We start from the raw sequence: 19,835 nt of genomic DNA, 5'->3' as shown, positions 1-19,835 counted from the left end.
AGCATAGCTGGTGGTTTTCTCATTTTTCTCTCCGAGAAAAACTGGCTGGAAGCCATAATAAAGGAGTTTGGGATTTATGAAAAAGATAATGAAGGTTTTTACCTCGCTACTTTTGGCCTTATTGGTTAATTTAGCGATATCTCCTAGTTTAGTTGTTTTGGCAGATGAACAATATAATCTGAATAGTTCTTATGAAGTAGTTCAAAATTCAGATTACTCAGTGACTTTAATTGATAAAGTTAAGGGTGAGTCTGTAACCATTGACGTTGTAGATAATCATAATGCAATTTATACAGACAATAGTGGAATTAGAAATAAAGTTTATATAGATGATATTGGAAATGTCTATTTAAATGGTATTTTGAAAGTATCAAGAGACGATTTTAATAGTCGTGTTGTCAAAGAAGATACTCCTGTCAGTGATGGCCCTGTTCGAATGATGAGATCGGCAGCAAATTTGAAGTATACATATTTGGATACTCTATATTATGATACGAAGACCCAAGGGGATATTCAAGGGTTAGCACTTAGTCTATTATCTTTTGTCCCTTATGTTGGTCCTGTCTTTGCTATTGCTGGAATTATTAATACATTTAAGAGTTTGGGACATCCAACTATGTATGTTAAAATAAATAGATATTATGCGGGAGGAAATCAGTTTTATAGATATGATTCTTTCTTTTACTCTGATCCAGGAAGGACAAATCTAGTAACAAAAAGAACAGAATACAAACAAATGTGGTAAGTAATTTTTATGTAAAATTCGATAACCATTAAGCTAGATATTTATTTATAATTATTGTTAAAAATATAAGAATTGATTTCTACTTCTTTATTTCAGGCAAAACTACTTCAAAAAATAATTTTGCTTAGTCGCATTCCAAATAGCAACTATTTTTGTGCCCTCTGACAAGTCATTTTTATCATCAGAAGATCGAACTTGTTTCTAGGAGGATTTCCTCCTCACTTCCAACATATAAAACCAGCAATAAAGAGTCTGGGACAAAAGTCTCAGGCTCTCTAATTTTCTATAGTTTTAACAGTTTGACGCAGTGGTTGACTGAATGTTCTCATCCCTTGCTACGCAAGAGATTTCGACCAGTCTAGTCAACTGTGCGGAGGTGGGACGACAAAATCGATTTCTGCGAAATCACGATTTTTATCCCACTCTCTTTTAATTTGTAGCTGGGCGAACAAAGACCAGTTCTTGTTCCTTGGACAAATCAGCTTGATAGACAAAGCCATCAATGGATAATGTTTTTATCTGGTCAATAGTTTCTACATTCTTTTCAGCCATCAAGGATAGGAAACGACCGCGACCTTTTTTAGAAATGGTAGAGTGTATTTTACGCTGACCATTTTTTTCTTCCATAAAGATTAGCTTTATCATTCGAGCCTGTACACTGGGTGAAAAGACCGCTTCAAACTCAGACGACATGAGTGATACAAAGTATTCGTCGTCTCCAATAACTTGGTCAAATTGCTGGCGCCAAAATTGCTTTAGAGACTTGCCTGCTACTTTGAGACTACCTTGGAAGTCTAAGCGGTGTGGTGAAATCAGATCAAAAACATTGATAACACCATAAAATCCTGTCGTGATAAAGGCATTTTTGCGGAGATAATCCACTTCTGCTTCCGTCAAATCAGTCCGCTTCATATAGCGGTACATGAGACCATCATAGAGTTGCCAGGCAGGATAGGTTTTAGCCTGTCCACTAGCAATACGTTGCCAGCGGTCCCATTCTAACTGAGCCTTATCCAGCTTAATCTTGTAAAATTTAGCTAAATCCTCTTTCGTCATGGTCAACAGGCTCTCCAAAACTTGCTGACTAGCTGGTTGCAGAGTTTGAAAAGCCTGCGGATCTAAGTTTGTATTCATTTCTTTGGCATTTGGCAACAATATTTTCATAACATGATTATAGCATAGGTTTTCTTTAAATCGGTCAGTTTGTTTTTTGCTTGATTTATTATTTTTAGAATGTTATTATCTAGTTATAAAAACTAGATAAACAAAAGGTGATAAGTATGAAGCTTCCAAATTGGCAGGACCTGCCCCAATTAGATCTCTATCTGGATCAAGTCTTACTCTATGTTAACCAAGTGACCAGCTCTGCCATTTCCCAAAAAGAAAAGCCCCTAACAGCTGCCATGATCAACAACTATGTTAAGCAGGGGATTTTACCTAAACCTATCAAGAAAAAATACGGACGCAATCAGGTGGCAAGGCTCATCATTCTCAGTTTGTCCAAGTCGGTCTTTCAGCTCCCTGATATCGTCGCCATGATCGAACTCTTGGCTCAAGATCGTGCTGCCAACCTACTTTATGATGATATGATCAATTGTTTGTATGGGCAGAAAACTGAGGAAACACATCCTCTCATCATCAGCGCTTGCAAGACCCTGCTAGCCTACCAGGAAACCCTTGCTCTTATCCAATCTCTGGAGGAAATCAACCATGAATCATAGTCTTAAACTCTCTCAACAACTCTCTTTTGGCGAGGAGATCGGCAACGCTGTTACTCATGCAGTTAGCGCCCTGCTCATGCTTATCCTATTGCCCTTTACAGCTACTTACACCTTCAACCACAGTGGCTTGACCCAGTCTATCGGCGTGTCCATTTTTGTCATCAGTCTTTTCCTCATGTTTTTATCATCGGCCATTTACCACTCCATGTCCTACGGCTCAATCCACAAATATGTCTTGCGCATCATCGATCACTCTATGATTTACATCGCAATTGCAGGCTCTTATACCCCTGTTATCCTGACATTGATGAACAATTGGATGGGATACCTCATTCTCGTTATTCAATGGGGAACAACTATTTTTGGTATTCTCTACAAGATTTTCGCGAAACAAGTCAATGAAAAATTCAGTCTTGCCCTCTACCTGATCATGGGCTGGCTGGTTGTTTTGATTTTCCCAGCAATCATTCTTCATACAGGGCCTGCTTTCTGGATTCTGATGCTTCTTGGCGGACTTTCTTACACTATTGGTTCTGTTTTTTATGCAAAGAAAAAGCCCTATTTCCACATGATCTGGCATTTATTTATCATCTTAGCCAGCCTCCTGCAGTATGGGGCCATTGTATTTTATATGTGAGCCTGAGACAGACGCCCACTCTCATTTCTTCAATATTTGTTTGAAAATCGGGTACAAAATTGGTACTGCAATAATAGTTGCCAAAGCTGAGCCATATGAACCTAGAATTTTTACCAAGGATAGGCCAAAAGCCGCACCGAATGTGGTTCCACCGACTAAACTTCCCATAATCGTATATTTAATCAGATTCAGGACAATCTTTGTCACAGCGGCAAGAACTCCAACAGCAATGACATTAGCAGTCTTATCATTTTGCTTCAGCGCTTTTTCATAAACAACATAAAGCACTAAGCAAACAATCAAGGACTCTAAAATGGTTATCCAAGCGACTGAAGCATAACCTGTCACCAAATCAAAAATTCCTAGACCAAGAGCCGCAGCAGTGGCTCCTTTTTTTGCACCGAAAAGCAAGACGCCGACCACAACCAAGGCATTGCCAAAGTGGATAAATTGCGCCCCAACTGGAATCCTGAGGGCGTAGACACTGACAAAAATCAAGGCTGCAAACAAGCTAGTTTCTGCTAAATCTCTCAATACATTATTTTTCATTTTCTCTCCTAAATTCTTCAAATACTTGGCTCAACTCAGCCAAATGAGGTTCAAAGTAAACACCATACTTGACATCACGCGCCAGATCTACTGTTTCCTGCAGGGATTTTTCCACAAATTGCAAGATTTGCGGAAGACCTCGATCAAAATCAATTTTTTCCACATACAAAGCTGCTACTAGACTAGCGACCATATCCCCCGTTCCAAAGAAATGCTGAGGAAAACGCTGAGTCATATGATAGGAAACCTTGTCAGCCTTGACATCATAATGGGCCAACCCAATCTGTTCTTCGTCAAACGAAATCCCCGTTAAGACTATCTGTTCTGCTCCAAAGTCAGCCAGTTTGACTAGCAATTGCTCAATTTCGCTTCGACCATACTCATTTCCAAGATAGGGTGAATCAGTCAAAAAGGCTGCTTCTGTCAAATTTGGCATCAACACTTTTGCCTGCCCTGCCAGCTGACGCATGGCTAGGACATCATTCTGATCAAAACCGCTGTAAAGTTTCCCATTGTCCCCTAAAATGGGGTCCAGAATGATTGGAATTTTCTCGTCTGTAGCATATTTTTCCAGCCGCTCAAAGAGACTAGCCCTACGACTGTAACCGATCAACAGACCATCGACATGCAGTTTTAAGCTCTGCCATTGCGCCAAATAATCCACTAACAGCTGGCTCATATCCGCAAGCGCAATATTGGTAAAGCCGCCTGTATGGGAAGATAACAGGACGGTAGGTAAAATGGCCGTTTCCACCTGACAAGCCGCTAAAATCGGCATACTAGCTGCTAAGGCTACCTTACCAATCCCCGGCAAGTCATTAGCAAGTAACAAACGTTTTGGCATAGCTCCTCCCTTCTTCTATAAAAATAATTGTAAAGCAAATGAAGTTGGTGTACAATAGAAGAAAATTTTATCTGTACGGGGACAGTTATGCACAGCAAGTACCAGACCATTATCCAAGATATTCTCCAAGGTATCGAAAATCAAACTTTCAAACGTGGGCAAAAACTGCCTTCTATCCGCAAACTTAGTCAAGAATACGGCTGCAGCAAAGATACGGTGCAAAAGGCCATGCTGGAGCTCAAGTACCGCAACAAGATTTACGCTGTGGAAAAAAGTGGCTACTATATCTTAGAGGACAAGGAGTTTCAAGAGGAAAAGCTAGAGCTCAACCCACAAGATTTCCAAAATCTACCCTACGATGACTTTCGTCTCTGTCTCAATGAAAGTCTAATCGGGCGGGAAAATTATCTCTTCAACTATTATCACCAGCAAGAAGGGCTAGAAGAATTGATTGAGTCCGTTCAACAGCTCTTGGTCGACTATGATGTGTATGCCAAAAAAGACCAGATTGTTACCACAGCAGGTAGTCAACAGGCCCTCTATATCTTGTCTCAACTCAATATTGGAAATGGACAAGGCCAAATGCTCTTGGAAGAACCAACCTATCACCGTATGAAGGACTTGTTGGACGGCCAAGGCTTGTCTTATCAGACCATTGAGCGAACTTTGGAGGGCATTGACTTGAAAGAGCTAGAAAGGATTTTCCGAACAGAGAAAATTTCCTTTTTCTATACTATCCCCCGTCTTCACAATCCTCTGGGCTCTTCCTACTCTGACCAGGAAAAAAAGGAGATTGTCCGCTTAGCCCAAGCCTACAATGTCTACATTATCGAAGACGACTATTTAGCTGATTTTGATCCAGATAAACAGGTTCCCCTCCACTATCTAGACACCCAAGAGCGCGTCATCTACCTAAAATCCTTTACGACCACCCTCTTTCCTGCACTGCGTATTGGTAGCGTAGCCCTTCCCCACGAGTTGGTCGCACCATTTTTACACCACAAGGGACTTATGGACTACGATACCAATCTCATCATGCAAAAGGCGCTGTCGCTTTACATTGACAATGGAATGTTTTCCCGTAACACACGATTGTTACAAGAATCTGCCCATATCCGACAACAGGAAATGGAAACTGTTCTTTCAAGAAATCAAGTTCCTTTCCCTTATCAGCTCGGCCACGGACAAGTTACTTTTCAACTAGCAACTCAAGAATTAACCGCCTCCCTCAAACACAGCAAACTCCCCCTACAAATCATAGAAAGTCAAGACTGGACCTACCTCATTTTGCCTTACAACAAGAATTTCTCGAATAATATCAGAAGGTTGGGGGAAATGATATAAAAATAAACACTAGAAATTCTAGTGTTTATTTTATTTTTAATACAGTATTGACTTTTACAATTATTTTATTTATACTTTTACAAAAGTAATTACTTTATTTTAAATCAAATGCTTTTTGAGGTGTTCTATGAGAAAAATAATGTCAAATCGATTATTTATCAGCAATCTGATTGCTGACTTGATTTCTAATTTTGGAGATGTCCTCTACTACATGGCTTTGATGACCTATGTAGTCGCCCTTCCCAAGGCAAATTTTGCCCTAGCCCTCGTTTCCATTTCTGAAAGTCTACCAACTTTTAGTAGATTATTTACCTACCATTGAGCGGATCGAACACTCCAGAAAATCCGTGGTATTCAGCTAACCTTGCTATTTCGGATACTTCTCTTTATCCTACTTGGATTCATCATGCAGTTCAAACCAGCACTTTGGATTGTTTTGATCGCGGCTATTTTCAACTTTCTTGCTGATATGGCTGGACAATACGAAAATGGGCTCTACATTCCCATTTCCCTGCGAATCATTACAGATGAAGACCGTCAAGAATTTATGGGCTTTAGTCAGAGTATCGGACTTGCTGCTCATATTTTCTTCCAAAGTAGCGGGGCTATCCTAATTACTTGGATGTCCTTTTCTCACTTGGCCTTCTTCAATGCTATCACATTTTTGGTCACATTCCTTATCATCACTGTCAATAAGTCCCGCATTCAAGAACATTTCATGGAAAAACCGCTTAATCTAGCAGAGACAGAATCAGATCAATCTGTGCTGAAAACCATAAAAAACACCTTATGGACAGCCATTTCTGAACTCAAAAAGATTCCAGATATCCATGCCAATATGGTGGTCATCTTAATCTTAAACGGTTTAACTTCCAGCCTCTCGATTCTCCTCACGCTTATGATGAACCAAATTCCTAGCTTCACTCTCATCAATCCTGCCACTACTTTAGCCACTGTCAACATCACGATAATGGTTGGTAGTATTCTAGGTGGTATCTTAACCATGAATGTCTTGAAAGTTGTTTCCATTCAAAAAACAATTCAGGCTTCCACACTCCTCACCTGTCTCATGCTAATTGCTTTTGCATTTGGAAATATCTATTTGATGCTCCTTTTTCTATTGCCACTGGGAGTGCTGTCCGGTGCACTCAATCCAAAATTCAACACTCTAATCTACAATACTCTTCCAGAAGAAAGTCTCGCAACAATCATGGGCGGCATTACAACCTATTTTCAGCTGGGAATGGTCATCATGCAGGTCACCTTGTCAGGTTTGGTGCTAGTCTTCTCTGCAAAACTACTGGTCGTCTTCTTACTCTTGCTTTCTTTACTAACTTTGGGATATACTATGAAAAAAAGATGATTTAGAAAGTGAATCTCATGAAATTTATACACTCCCCACATCGTAATCGCATGATGGATTTTATCCATTTGCCAATCCTAGCTGATGTCAATTATCAAGCAGAGCTATCTGATTCTGAAAAAGCTGTCTGTGCTGATATTTTGGCGGATTTAGTTCCAATTCAACATTTTCTAGCTCCATTTGCTGAGCGAATCAAAAAATATTTCCGTGGTAAAAATGGAACCCTCTACATTGATCATCTCTACCGCCATTTACTGGAAAAAGGTCTAGACCCAAAAAATATGGAAGAACTCTATGACCTGTTAAGAGAATTACCTGCTGAGGAATTAAAGGAAACCTACCTTTACTTTTTGACGGACGGTAAAAAAACTAATCTATCTGACCAAGAATTTTTCAACTTGGTAGAGGAGGAGGTCGTGGATGAAAGTCTACGCTGGTCGGTTTTCTGGAGCTATCACCACTTGTCCGATTGTATCCAGGGAATGATTGACTTTTACAAAGAGGCACTGCCACTTTATCTCCCTTACTATGAACGCTATGCTGCTGAAGTAGAAAATTTCAGTGATAATCTCGACTTAGAGAAGCTTTACCAAGATGCCAATATTGATATGATGGGTTTCTTACAGGCCAACAAGCAAGAAGTGTGCTATGTCTTTGTTCACTCTCCTTTCCACCTTTCCGTTTATATGATGACGGATGATAAGGATGCAAGTCGCCCTGCCTATGCAACTATCTACCCTCGTCTAAAACTTTTTCTTGATAGTCGTGCAAGTATCAATAAGGACACCGTCACCATGGCACTGAAGGTATTGAGTGACCCTATTCGGTACGATATTTTAAAACTAATTTATCAAGATGTACAAAAGCATAAAGATATTGCAGAAAAACTGGGTACGACTGCTGCCAATGTTTCCTTCCATATCGGAAAAGTTATGGATGTTGGCCTATTTAACCTGTCTGATTTGTCCCATAAAAAATATAAGCTGAATAAAACACTCCTCAAAGAATGTCTGGATTATATTGCCAGAGACTTTGATTTAGAAGATGAAAAGAGCCAAGGATGAAATATCCTTGGCTCTTTCGCTTTTCCTCACCCCAGCATTCCTGCTTGGAGTTGATACATTTTTTGATAGGTGCCACCAAGAGTCAGCAACTCTTCGTGGCTTCCTGACTCGATGATTTGTCCCTTGTCCAAAACATAGATACAGTTTGCATCTTGAATAGTAGACAAGCGGTGAGCAATGGCAATGGTCGTCCGACCTTGACGCATTTTTTTGAGCGATGTTTGGATGATTTCCTCCGTCTCAGAGTCAATATTAGCCGTTGCCTCGTCTAGGATTAAAATCTTAGGTTGGGCTGCGACGGTTCTGGCAAAGGCCAAAAGCTGGCGCTGTCCAGACGACAGCGTTGTCCCACGTTCTGCCACAGGATTATCATAGCCAAGTGGCAATTCTTCAATAAAGTCATGGGCATCCACAAACTTAGCCGCTACTTCAATATCTGACCGTGTCAAATGGTCTTGATACATTTTTATATTACTTTCAATGGTTCCATGATAGAGGAAGGGATCCTGCAATACTAGACCAATATTTTTCCGTAGTTCTGCTTGAGAATAGTCTTTAATATCCTGTCCATCCACAAAAATCTGACCTCGATCAAACTCATAAAAACGCATGAAGAGATTGATAATAGAAGATTTTCCTGATCCTGTATGACCAACGAAGGCAATGGTTTCGCCCTGCTTAACCTCGAAAGAAATATTTTTCAAAACATCGCGACTACCATCGTAGGAAAAACTAACATTTTTGAAGGCAATATTTCCCTGTGAAATAGCCAAGCCCTTATCTGCTTGCACCGGCTCATAGGCATCTTCATCCATGAGCTTGAAGACGCGCTCCGCTGCAATCATAGATGTCTGTAGAGTCGCAAAATTCTGCGTTACATCAATGAGCGGATCAAAGAGCTGATTGACGTACTGAATGAAGGCATACATGAGACCTGCCGTAAAGCTAGCTGTCTGCCAATTGAGACCGAAGTAGGTCAAAAGAACACCGTAAGCTAGAATCTTCAAGAGAGACATGGCCGGACGAAGAAAGAGAGAATTGACATTGATGGAACGATTGGCGTAGGTCAAATGTTCTTGGTTAATGGCTTCAAACTCTTCTGTCAATCGTTTTTCCTGACCAAAGGCTTGAATAATCCGTATTCCTTCGATAGACTCAGACAACTTAACATTGATATCACTGAGTTTAGCCCGTGTCATCATGATGAGATGATTTGAAAATTTACGATAAAGCCAAACGGATGCAAAAATAACAGGTACAAAAGGCAGGACATAGAGAGTCAGCTGCCAGTTAAGACTGAGCATAGCAAACAGGGTCGCAAAGAAAATGAAAAACGAAGAAATAAAGCTAGCAAAGACTGAACCAAACATATCTGCAACAGCCTGAGTGTCATTTGTCAAACGAGAAACGATTAAGCCAGCAGGTGTTTTATCAAAGTACGCCATCCCCAATCGCTGAATATTGGCAAATGTTTCCTGACGTAAATCCCGCACAATGCTGTAAGCCACTTTTGAAAAAGTATAGGAGCCCAGATAAGTCAAGCCGATACGAACTAGAAAAAGCCCGTAGTAACCAACAAGAAGGCCTAATCCTGCCTGGGCAGCACCCTTAGCCACAAAGTGGTCGATATAGTACTGAGCCACTAAGGGAATCAGCGTTCTCGTCAGTGTCGTTAAAAAGATAAATGTCAAGGCTAGTAAACTAAGCCATTTATAACGATAAACATAGGCCAGAAGGCGCATTAAGACCGATTGTTTTTTCATTCTGCACCTCCCTGCAAAGATTCTTCCAAACTTTTTGTTAATTGTTGTGATTGATAGGTTTGCGCATACCAACCATTCAAAGCTAGCAAGTCTTGATGACTACCACTTTCAATAATGCGACCATTTTCCAAAACGATAATCAAGTCTGCGTGAACAATAGCCGACAAGCGATGAGCAGTGATAATGGTCGTTTTTCCAACTCGTTCAGACTTAAGATTTTCTACAATCATATGCTCTGTCTTAGCGTCCACTGCAGACAAGGAGTCATCCAGCATGAGAATGTTCGGTTGAATCGCCAAGGCACGACTCATGGCAATCCGTTGCTTTTGACCACCAGATAGGGATACACCCCGTTCACCAATAATGGTATCAAAACCATCTGGCATGGCCATAATGTCCTCATAGACACCGCAGAGTTTGGCTGCTGTCTCCACAGCTTGGTCCGATAAAGCTGGATTCGCAAAGCGGATATTGTCACGAATGGACATGGCGAAAAGAACCTGATCTTGAGGAACATAACCCATGAGACTACGTAAATCTGTCAACTTGTAGTTTCGAATATCATGGCCATCAAGAGAAATTCCCCCAGCCTCCAGATCACGCTCGCGGAGCAATAGTTTGAGCAGAGTCGTCTTTCCAGAACCAGTTGGTCCGACAATTCCCAGAGTCTGCCCCTTCTTGAGTTGGAAATGGATATCTGATAATGTCTCTTGTTGGTCATAGGCAAAACGCTCAATAGCATAGACCAAGTCTCCATTTTCAATACTGTCAAGCGCATCGGTATTTTCTTGAATATCTGATTTCTGTGCCAAGAGAGTTTCAATCCGATCATAGGAAACAGAACCTCGTTGGATGACATTAAAGAGGAACCCCATAGCTTGTAATGGCCAAACCAGCATATCCAAATAGGTGATAAAAGTAACCAGTTCCCCAATAGTCAACTGACCTGCAGCGATGAATTGACCACCAAAAATCAGCGTTAAAACGTAAGATAGACCGACAAAGGTCAGGGTCATCGGATCGAAAAGGGCATTCCATTTAGCGGACAGACGATTTTTTTCGTAGACATCTTGATTGACTTCAGCAAATGTTGCAACTTCCGCTTTTTGGTAACCAAACGATTTGGTCACTCGAACGCCCGAGACACTTTCTTGCACTTTGTTATTGAGATTAGAAAAAGCTTCCTGAGCATTTTTGAAGGCTAGATGATTGTGACGTCCCAGACGACTAGTTCCAAAAGCCATAACTGGCAGAGGTAAAATGGCAATCAAGGTCAAACGCCAATCGAGAACGAAAAACATGGTAGCAAGCGTCACAAAGGCTGTGATGGAAGCATCGACAGCCGACATGACTCCTCCACCTGCTGTCATAGTCACGGCATTGATATCATTTGTGACGTGAGCCATGAGGTCTCCCGTCCGATATTTTTGGTAAAAAGACGGCGACATCTGCGTAAAATGCTCAAATAGACGAAAACGTAAGATTCGAGCTAGACGATTGGCTGTCCCAAAAATGTAAATCCGCCAAATAAATCGCAGACCATACATGGCTAAACCAGCCAGAACCAAATAAGATACATTGAGAAAAAGTTGAGAATTGGTCAGACTTTTGCCAGCAATCGTATCAATGATATTTCCCATGACCCGAGGCGGAACCAAATTCAGCAAACTAACCAAGGCAAGAGCCAGGATTCCTAAGAGATAACGGCGTTTTTCTAACTTGAAAAACCAACCTATTTTTTTTATTAACGACATGTCTTCTCCTTTTGTCAAACTCTTATATTATACGACTTTCTCTCGCGATTTGCAAAAATATGAACGAATTTTCAAAAATAAAAGAGCTGGACAATATCCAACTCAACTAGCTTTATCCCACTTCATATCCCATCAAAATGCCCTCATCTTCTGCGTAAAAGCTACAGAGACCAGAGGTAGCAAATGCTTCGATTTGTGCTTGTGGGAAGTGACTACGTACTAATTCTGCGAATTCTTGACAGAATTTTTCATTGCGACGGTGGGCAATGGTAATGCGACCACCTCGGTAACCAGCTTTTTTCATTTCTTCAAAGGCTGCCTTAAGAGATTTCTTATAGCCACGCGCTTTTTGCAAAAGCTCCAAGGTTCCTGTCTCACTAGCTTCACCAACCATGCGAATATTTAATAAGCCAACAACTTTTCCAAGCAACTTACTGAGGCGACCATTTTTGACCAAATTATCCACCTTGGCAAGTACAAAAAGCAATTTTGTCCGTTTTTGATAAGTAGTGATTGCTTCCACTACTTGGTCAAATTCTAAGCCACTAGCAATCAGGCGGTTGAGTTCTGCGACAATTAAATCCATTTCTCCGCCAGCTGACAGGCTATCAATCACATGCACATTGACCTCTGGATGCTCTTCCTGAAGCATTTCTTTGCCTAGACGGGCACTATTATTGCTACCTGAAAGACCACCTGTAATGGTAATAACAAATACATTTTCAGCACCTTCAAAGGATTCTTGGAAAGCTTGCGGGCTTGGGCAGGCTGATTTTGCTGCTGTATGCGATGCGTACATGGTCTCCATCATCTGATCAATATCTAAGGTATCGTTATCAACAAAGATTTCATTTTCCACTTGAATCGTCAAGGGAACACGCACAAAATCTGTATCCGCCGCTACATTTTCCAAACTCACAATATCGCAACCACTATCAGCTACAATTTTCCACTTTTTCATATCATTTCCTATCTTATCTATAATTTGAAGACTTTTATTTGACAGAGAAAATATCTTCTTTTACAATTATACCATGGAATCTTCTAAGCTGGAAGCCCCTTATTTCAGCTGTGACAGAGAAAGGAGCCCCAATGAATAAGCGTAAAATTTCTCCGACTTCATTAAAAAATTTAGTCCGTTCTAATAAGGAAGCCAATCAATTAACAAAAGAGTCTATCGAAACAGCTCTGCTATTTTTATTAGAAAAGAAAGATCTCAATCAAATCTCTATTTCAGAATTGGTCAAGAAAGCCGGTGTGTCGCGCAATGCCTTCTACCGCAACTACAAATCAAAAGAGGAAATTCTCGAAAATGCCTATGCCCGCACTTCTCAAATCTGGGCAGATAAGTGGGCGCAGTTGCAAGGACGCATTCAGCGCCAAGGCTTGCAGCAAGGTTTAACCGATATCCTGCAAGAAAAAGTCAGCCAATCTTCTGCTCTCAACAATGTCAGCAAGTGGCTACAAGAACGAAAAAAATGAACTTGGGACAAAATCTCAAGTTCTTTCGTTTTTATTGATATGATACTGAACACAGTGGTTGAGATGAGAGGGGAGAGACTACTTCAGCCTGAACCTAGAAGTTGAGACGTGAAGGAAAATTGATTTCTACGAAATTACGATTTTTGTTTCACTCTCATTTCTTCCCTAGTTCCCGAGTTTTAGCAAGGGCTTGATTGACAGCTGCAATGGTTGCGTAGCGAAAATTGTGCTCCTCCATGGCCACCAAGCCTGCGATGGTCGAGCCACCTGGCGACGTCACTTGGTCACGCAATTGCGCTGTATGTTGCTCACTTTCTAACACTAATTGAGCAGACCCTAGCAAGGTTTGGGCTGCCAATTCTTTTGATAAGTCTGCTGATAAGCCATTTTGAATGCCTGCTTGTACCAAAGCATCAATGAAGACATAGGCAAAAGCCGGTCCGCAACCTGCAATAGCTGTCGCTGCGTCAATCTTGTCTTCTGGAACCTGTTCAACCTTTCCCGAAGCAGATAAAAGTTTCTCAACAAGAGGGGCTAAATCAGGATTTTCCACCGAATAAGTCGTCATGCCTTGTCCAATAGCGACTGGTGTATTTGGCATAATCCGAACCAAACAATCTGCTGGTAAATACTCTTGTAAATCCGACAAACTCACTCCTGCTGCCATAGAAATCCACACCGCTGCTGGATTCTTTGCAATTTCCTCTTTCAAATCTGTCAAGACTTGCCCCAACAAATGCGGTTTAACACCTAAAAAAATCACTTGGGCTTGACTGGCAATTTCCGCATTTGAAGCTAGTTGACCTCCAATTTCCGCTTGCAGAAGGCTTGCCTTTTCTTGATTGTGAATGCTGAGAAGGAGGTCGTGTCGTCCCAATTTTACCAGAGATTTTGCTAAGGCAGAACCCATATTTCCTAGACCGATAAATCCAATTTTCATGCTCATCTCCTAAATTCGTACTTGGCCATCACCCGTTATGATGTACTTGTAGGTCGTCATTTCACGCAGTCCCATTGGCCCACGCGCATGCATTTTTTGTGTCGAAATTCCTAACTCACAACCAAGACCAAATTGTCCACCATCCGTAAAACGAGTAGAAACATTGACATAGACCGCTGCTGAATCCACATGCAAGGTAAATAGCTCAGCAGTTGCTGCATTTTCCGTTACAATGGCTTCACTATGACCTGTCGAATGTGCTGCGATATGACTGGCAGCTTCTTTTACGCTTGAAACAACCTTGACTCCCATGATGTAGTCCAAAAATTCTGTATCAAAATCTTCCACACCAGCTGGTGTATAGGTTGTCAAAAATTGCCCAGCTTCTTCATCAGCTCGCCACTCCACTTTACCAGCTAATTTTTCTTCTAAAGCTGGTAGAAATTGAGCGGCAATCGCTTCATGAACCAAGAGAACTTCTGCCGAATTACAGACCGATGGACGACTCATTTTCGCATTTTCAACGATAGATAGCGCCTTCTCAAAGTCCGCATCCTTGTCCACATAAACATGGCAAATCCCCGTCCCTGTTTCGATAACAGGAACTGTTGCCTGTTCCACCACTGCTTGGATGAGACCAGCACCACCACGTGGCACCAAAAGATCGATTTTCCCCTTGGCTGTCATGAGTTCAGTAGCAGACTGACGGCTAGTATCTTGCACTAGCTCGATGACTTTAGGATTGATTCCTGCTTCTTTTAGGCCTGCTTTTAGGGCTTGGACAACGGCTTGCGCTGAGTGGAAGGCTTCCTTTCCTCCACGAAGAATGACGGCATTTCCGCTCTTGATAGCCAAGGCTGCCGCATCCGAAGTGACATTTGGACGGCTTTCATAAATCATACCGACCAAACCAAAGGGAATGGATTTCTTAGAAATGGTCATGCCATTTTCAGCGACAGTTTCCTCCAAAGTCAGACCGACTGGATCTGGCAGGTTAATTAAAGCTCGAATACCAGCAGCCATATCGGAAATCCGTTCAGCTGTCAAGAGCAGGCGATCCAGCATCACAGAGCTAATCGTCCCCTGAGCCGCTTCCATATCTAGTTGATTACCAGCTAAAATTGCTTCCGTCTGCGCTTCTAATTGGCTTGCCATAGCTTCCAAGGCTTGATTTTTTTCTATTGTCGTGGCTAAATTGATAGCGGACTTATGCGCCAAAAGACTGTCTAATAAGACTTGTGTACTTGTCATTGCTTTCTCCTATAAACTTACCCAATCATTGCGATGAATGAAAATCCCCTCTAAATTAGCGTCCTCTAATTCTTGACGCAAAATAGTAGAAGACAACTTGACTCTCCCTTTCCCAATCAATCTGCCTATGGACTGGCTATACACTTCAACAATATCCCCAGCTTCAAATTGACCTTGAACAGATTTCACTCCCGCTGCTAACAGACTTTTCCCATTTTCCAACATGGCTTTCGTCGCACCAGCGTCTACCTCTACCACGGCATCTGTCCGAGCATAAAAGGCCATCCACTGCTTCCGCTGGTTCATAGTATGGTCATCCGCAAGGAAAAGTGTTCCACGATTCCTTTGGTCAATGGCTTCAAGCAAGGCTGTATCTTTTTTAGAAGAACAGATATAGACTGGAACACCTGACTTAGTCGCAATTTGTGCCGCCTGTAACTTGGTGATCATCCCACCAGTTCCATTTGAGCTACCTGCTCCAGCTGCCATTTCAAACAGTTCCTGGCTAATTTCCTCAATAACAGGCAAATGTTGAGCATCTGGATTGGTGGATGGATTGGCGGTATAAAGTCCATCTACATCTGTCAGCAAGACCAGCAAGTCTGCTTTCAAAAGTGCTGCAACTTGGGCAGATAGCGTATCATTATCCCCCACCTTGATTTCTTCAATGGCTACGGTATCATTTTCATTGATAATGGGAATGGCACGTTGATGCAAGAGAACCTGCAGAGCTTGGGAGGCATTTTGGTAACGACGTGCATCCGCAAAGTCATCCTGAGTCAGCAGAACCTGAGCAGAAACAATCCCATCTTTCATGAGATTCTGAGTATATTCTTCAATCAGCAATCCTTGACCAACAGCAGCGCTAGCCTGCTTTTCCGCAATCTTGGTCGGTCGTTTTTCAAAGCCCAATCGACGAAAACCTGCCGCAATAGACCCCGACGTCACCAAGACAATCTGGTGACCTTTTTGGTGCAATTGTGCCAACTGATTGGTAATCCGTGCAATTTTGATACGGTCCAAAGAACCATTTTCTTGGGTCAGCGAACTAGTCCCCACCTTAAATACTATCGTTTTTTCTGTCATCTTATCTACTCTCTTTCGAGCTAATATTCAGAATATTATACCACATTTTATCCAGTTTTGAACAAGATATGAAAAAAGGCGGACTACCGCCTCATTCCAACTTAAAAAATCTTGAAATTCTGTTATTTAGCTGAGCTAGAGAAATCCGTTCCAAGTCATAGTCCTTACTCAAAAACTCTCTCACTTGCTTGCCATATTTTTTAGAAAGTAAGCGCGTATCGAGTAGAATAACAACTGATCGTTGCTGACGATATCGGTTGGTCCGCCCCAAGGCTTGTTTGAGACGAATCATCATCATGGGAAGGCTATAGTCGTAGAAAGGTGATTTTCCTAACTTCCGTAATTCCTGGTTGATTTTTTGATGCAAACGATCTTTTGGGTTTTCAAAGGGAAGTCGAGTTAAAACCAATAGTAATTTGTCCTGCTGAGCAAAATCCACACCTTGCCAAAAAGCACCTGTCCCTAGCAACATCTTGACTTCACCACGTTCAAAGCGTTTCTTCACCTGAGTTTCCGTCCCATGCTTATGCTGAGCCACATGTGCTAACTCCAATTGGTCTAACAGTTCTGACACAGCTAATAAAAGAGAGGTGGAGGTGAAGAGTACCAGTATTGGCTGATTTAATTCCTGTAAATGAGAGAGGTGATTGGCAATAAATTGAGCATGTTCTTCTGCACTATAGTCTACTACATTTGGTAAATCTTTTGGCAGCAGCAGCAACTGATTCTCCAACTTACAACTAGGTAGCTGATCAAAAGTTGCTTGTTCAAATCCCAACAAATCTGCCATATTTAACCGTTTTGTCAGCTCCAAGGTCGCACTGATATAAAACTGTTTTTCAAAAGGAAGACGGTCCTCTACACGCACCATCTGAGCAAAACTACCGCGCAAGTAGCGAATCCGATGTTGATCAACCAGCTTCTCTTCTATCCAAAAATCATCAAATCGCGCCAACATGTCTGTCAATTCTTGCAAGTCACTATCTACTAATTCCCCTAGATTTTGCCGCAATTGTTCTAAATCTAGAGAGGGAATGAGACGGCCGTGTTCCTTCGTCTTAGAAATCTTTTCTAGCTCAAAACTCGTAGACTCCAACAATCTTTTTTCCAAGATTCCTGTCGCCTTATCTCGTTTACTCTGCAAAAGCTGTAACAGTTGCGCTATATCAATCGTCTGACTGGAAAAATTTTCCACAGCCAGTAAAAACCGCTGGGCTTCATCGACCAATAAAATCCGATTGGTAAAGAGAGATTCTTGGTCAGATAAATGCTCTAAGAAATAGGCATGATTAGTGACTAAAACACGACTTGTCCTCGATTTTTCTTGCAATCTTTCCCAAAAATCCCAAGACTGAAAGAGATCCTTTCTTGAGAGATTCCCATCATGGCGAATTTCATCATAAAAACTTGGGAAACGATACTGTTGCTGAAATTCGTCCAAATCACCAGTTGCTGTCTCCGTTAACCAGACTAAAACCTGCATTTTGCAAAGATTGACCAAACGATTATCATCCTGCCGTTCCAAGACTTGCAAGAAGGTATCCAACTTGATAAAATGTCGGGCTGATTTGATAGAGGCCATCGAAATATGGAAGGTCTCAGCCAGTTTGTTTCCTTCATTTTCCATCATCTGCCCTTGCAAAACCTTGGTCGGTAGGACTAGCAAAAGAGGCTGATCTGTTTGTGAAAGCAGGGGTAATAAATAACCGTAAGTCTTCCCAATTCCAGCCTGCCCTTGGACAAAATGAATCCCTGTCGGGCTATCCAATCGACTAGAAATAGTCTGAGCAAAGAACAGTTGCTGTGCTCTTTCTTCTAAACCTAACAAGGCTAGATTAACCGAAAATTCCTCTGACAAACGGCGGGGAACTGGCCAACCGACAGGTTTCTGCAAGACCAAACCATGTACTGCCTCAAACTTTTCTGATAAATAGGAGGACAAGCATGGATAAACTTCATCAATGACCAGTCGGCTCTCATACAGCAGGTTATCTGCCAAATCCAAGATTTTTTCAACCGTTTGCCGAGGCAGAGACTGGATTTTCTCCTGAATTTTTAACAAAAGTTGAGCTGTTGCCATGGCGTCAGCAATGGCGGTATGGGCCTGGTCCAAGTCTAGATTCAATTTTTCCGATAAAACAGAAAGATTGTATTTCTCAAAAGTCGGGAAAAAGAGCTGGACTAATTCTACCGTATCCACTCGTGGGGTCAGGAGGTCAAATCCTTCAAAAAACAAGGCTTCTGCCAAGAGATTAGCGTCAAATTTGACATTATGGGCTACAAAAATAGCATCACCAATCAAATCGTAGATTTTCCGTGCCACCTGACCGAAATCTGGCGCTATCGCTAATTGCTCATCCGTAATCCCCGTCAATTCCTTAATATGACTATCTAATATTTCATAGGGATTGATGTCTGTCGTATAGGTTTCCAAGATTTTTCCATCTTCTACGATAACAATTCCAATCTGAATGATTTTTGCCTGACTACCTGTACCTGTTGCTTCCAAATCCACAACAGCATACTTATTTCTTTTTTTACTGAACATAACAGTAATATTATAACAAAATTCATGCCCAATCTCCTTATTTCTGTTACACTGATAGAAGAGAATTCGCAAGCTAAAGGAGAAACTATGAAATTACATCGCTCGTTTAATGAAGTTGCTGGAGAAAATACCTACTATTTGGAAAATGATAGCCACCTTTTGGTTGTTGACCCTGGTAGTAATTGGGAGACCATCCGGAAAAAAATTGAAGAAATTGGCAAACCCATCAGCGCCATTCTTTTGACCCATACCCACTATGACCATATTTTGAGTCTGGACTTGGTCAGAGAAACTTTTGGTCAACCTCCTGTCTATGTTGCTGAAGCAGAGGCTCACTGGCTCTATACTGCTGAGTTAAATGGCTTGGCGCGTCACCCAGAATTGCCAACTATGAACTTCCAACCAGCTGAAAAGACCTTTCAGTATGAAAACGATTATGACTTAGACGGCTTTCGGTTCAAGGTTCTGCAAACTCCAGGACACTCGATCGGCGGGGTATCTATCGTTTTCCCAGATGCAGAGCTTGTTTTAACTGGAGATGCTCTTTTCCGCGGAGCTATCGGACGCACTGACCTACCAACAGGTAACTTAGAGGATCTCCTATCCGGTATTCGTGAGCAACTATTTACCCTACCCGGTCACTATACAGCCTATCCAGGTCATGAACGTGAAACTACTATTGCTCATGAACGTAACTTTAATCCTTTCTTTTAATTCATGAAAAAAGTTAAAAAGATCTTACGT

Annotated in this window: 18 protein-coding genes and 1 pseudogene; 9 read left to right on the top strand and 10 right to left on the bottom strand. The window is 41.6% G+C overall.

Going from position 1 to position 19,835, the window contains the following annotated elements:
- Positions 1 to 76 precede the first annotated feature (76 nt).
- On the top strand, positions 77 to 745 hold the full coding sequence (locus ACHUFA_RS02185; RefSeq protein WP_394404780.1) for a hypothetical protein: 669 nt from the start codon (positions 77 to 79) through the stop codon (positions 743 to 745).
- 429 nt (positions 746 to 1,174) lie between these two features.
- On the opposite strand, the gene yaaA is transcribed toward ACHUFA_RS02185, so the two are convergent.
- On the bottom strand, positions 1,175 to 1,909 hold the full coding sequence (gene yaaA, locus ACHUFA_RS02180) for a peroxide stress protein YaaA (protein ID WP_222348971.1): 735 nt from the start codon (positions 1,907 to 1,909) through the stop codon (positions 1,175 to 1,177).
- 116 nt (positions 1,910 to 2,025) lie between these two features.
- On the opposite strand from yaaA, the gene ACHUFA_RS02175 reads away from it, so the two are divergent.
- Positions 2,026 to 2,466, top strand: coding sequence for a DUF1836 domain-containing protein (locus ACHUFA_RS02175; protein ID WP_222348973.1), 441 nt, complete (start codon positions 2,026 to 2,028; stop codon positions 2,464 to 2,466).
- Positions 2,456 to 3,103 carry a PAQR family membrane homeostasis protein TrhA gene (gene trhA / locus ACHUFA_RS02170; RefSeq protein WP_222348975.1) on the top strand — a complete coding sequence of 216 codons (648 nt, stop codon included), beginning with the start codon at positions 2,456 to 2,458 and terminating at the stop codon, positions 3,101 to 3,103. The genes ACHUFA_RS02175 and trhA overlap by 11 nt, the downstream gene beginning before the upstream one ends.
- A gap of 21 nt (positions 3,104 to 3,124) precedes the next feature.
- Here the strand turns inward: trhA and ACHUFA_RS02165 are convergent, their stop codons facing one another.
- On the bottom strand, positions 3,125 to 3,652 hold the full coding sequence (locus ACHUFA_RS02165) for an ECF transporter S component (RefSeq protein WP_394404779.1): 528 nt from the start codon (positions 3,650 to 3,652) through the stop codon (positions 3,125 to 3,127).
- A complete protein-coding gene (locus ACHUFA_RS02160) occupies positions 3,642 to 4,496 on the bottom strand; it encodes a pyridoxamine kinase (RefSeq protein ID WP_394404778.1) in 855 nt (284 codons plus the stop codon). Before ACHUFA_RS02160 ends, ACHUFA_RS02165 begins: the two co-directional genes overlap by 11 nt.
- 87 nt (positions 4,497 to 4,583) lie before the next feature.
- Between ACHUFA_RS02160 and ACHUFA_RS02155 the strand changes: the two genes are divergently transcribed.
- The 4 genes from ACHUFA_RS02155 (at position 4,584) to ACHUFA_RS02140 (ending at position 8,267) form a co-directional block, all read left to right on the top strand.
- Positions 4,584 to 5,840: an aminotransferase-like domain-containing protein gene (locus tag ACHUFA_RS02155; protein ID WP_394404777.1), complete on the top strand. Its 1,257-nt coding sequence runs from the start codon at positions 4,584 to 4,586 to the stop codon at positions 5,838 to 5,840.
- Between the two features lie 139 nt (positions 5,841 to 5,979).
- Complete coding sequence (locus tag ACHUFA_RS02150; protein WP_394404776.1) at positions 5,980 to 6,162, top strand: hypothetical protein; 183 nt, start codon at positions 5,980 to 5,982, stop codon at positions 6,160 to 6,162.
- A 42-nt stretch (positions 6,163 to 6,204) separates the two neighbouring features.
- Positions 6,205 to 7,203, top strand: coding sequence for an MFS transporter (locus ACHUFA_RS02145; RefSeq protein ID WP_394404775.1), 999 nt, complete (start codon positions 6,205 to 6,207; stop codon positions 7,201 to 7,203).
- 17 nt (positions 7,204 to 7,220) lie between these two features.
- On the top strand, positions 7,221 to 8,267 hold the full coding sequence (locus ACHUFA_RS02140) for a hypothetical protein (protein WP_394404774.1): 1,047 nt from the start codon (positions 7,221 to 7,223) through the stop codon (positions 8,265 to 8,267).
- A 26-nt stretch (positions 8,268 to 8,293) separates the two neighbouring features.
- Here the strand turns inward: ACHUFA_RS02140 and ACHUFA_RS02135 are convergent, their stop codons facing one another.
- From ACHUFA_RS02135 to ACHUFA_RS02125, 3 genes are all read right to left on the bottom strand, one after another.
- On the bottom strand, positions 8,294 to 10,030 hold the full coding sequence (locus ACHUFA_RS02135; RefSeq protein WP_394404773.1) for an ABC transporter ATP-binding protein: 1,737 nt from the start codon (positions 10,028 to 10,030) through the stop codon (positions 8,294 to 8,296).
- A complete protein-coding gene (locus ACHUFA_RS02130; RefSeq protein ID WP_222348992.1) occupies positions 10,027 to 11,784 on the bottom strand; it encodes an ABC transporter ATP-binding protein in 1,758 nt (585 codons plus the stop codon). Before ACHUFA_RS02130 ends, ACHUFA_RS02135 begins: the two co-directional genes overlap by 4 nt.
- Positions 11,785 to 11,896: 112 nt before the next feature.
- Positions 11,897 to 12,745, bottom strand: a complete 849-nt coding sequence (locus ACHUFA_RS02125; protein ID WP_394404772.1) for a DegV family protein — start codon at positions 12,743 to 12,745, stop codon at positions 11,897 to 11,899.
- A gap of 131 nt (positions 12,746 to 12,876) precedes the next feature.
- Between ACHUFA_RS02125 and ACHUFA_RS02120 the strand changes: the two are divergent.
- Positions 12,877 to 13,143 (top strand): annotated as a pseudogene (locus ACHUFA_RS02120) (TetR/AcrR family transcriptional regulator); the annotation flags it as partial.
- A 277-nt stretch (positions 13,144 to 13,420) separates the two neighbouring features.
- Here the strand turns inward: ACHUFA_RS02120 and proC are convergent.
- The 4 genes from proC to ACHUFA_RS02100 form a co-directional block, all read right to left on the bottom strand.
- Entirely contained in the window at positions 13,421 to 14,206 is a 786-nt protein-coding gene (proC, locus tag ACHUFA_RS02115; protein WP_222348998.1) for a pyrroline-5-carboxylate reductase, read from the bottom strand.
- A gap of 9 nt (positions 14,207 to 14,215) precedes the next feature.
- Complete coding sequence (locus ACHUFA_RS02110) at positions 14,216 to 15,457, bottom strand: glutamate-5-semialdehyde dehydrogenase (protein ID WP_394404771.1); 1,242 nt, start codon at positions 15,455 to 15,457, stop codon at positions 14,216 to 14,218.
- Positions 15,458 to 15,466: 9 nt separating this feature from the next.
- Positions 15,467 to 16,543, bottom strand: coding sequence for a glutamate 5-kinase (gene proB / locus ACHUFA_RS02105; RefSeq protein ID WP_394404770.1), 1,077 nt, complete (start codon positions 16,541 to 16,543; stop codon positions 15,467 to 15,469).
- 91 nt (positions 16,544 to 16,634) lie between these two features.
- On the bottom strand, positions 16,635 to 19,091 hold the full coding sequence (locus ACHUFA_RS02100) for a bifunctional DnaQ family exonuclease/ATP-dependent helicase (protein WP_394404769.1): 2,457 nt from the start codon (positions 19,089 to 19,091) through the stop codon (positions 16,635 to 16,637).
- Positions 19,092 to 19,178: 87 nt separating this feature from the next.
- On the opposite strand from ACHUFA_RS02100, the gene ACHUFA_RS02095 reads away from it, so the two are divergent.
- Positions 19,179 to 19,805 (top strand): MBL fold metallo-hydrolase, encoded by a 627-nt coding sequence (locus ACHUFA_RS02095; protein WP_222349003.1) that lies wholly within the window; start codon positions 19,179 to 19,181, stop codon positions 19,803 to 19,805.
- Positions 19,806 to 19,835 lie beyond the last annotated feature (30 nt).

Origin of the sequence: Streptococcus hepaticus (assembly GCF_043656315.1) — a bacterium.
GTDB classification, from domain to species: domain Bacteria; phylum Bacillota; class Bacilli; order Lactobacillales; family Streptococcaceae; genus Streptococcus; species Streptococcus hepaticus.
The sequence above is the reverse complement of the archived record's forward strand: the minus strand, read 5'-3'. Positions and strand labels throughout refer to the sequence as shown.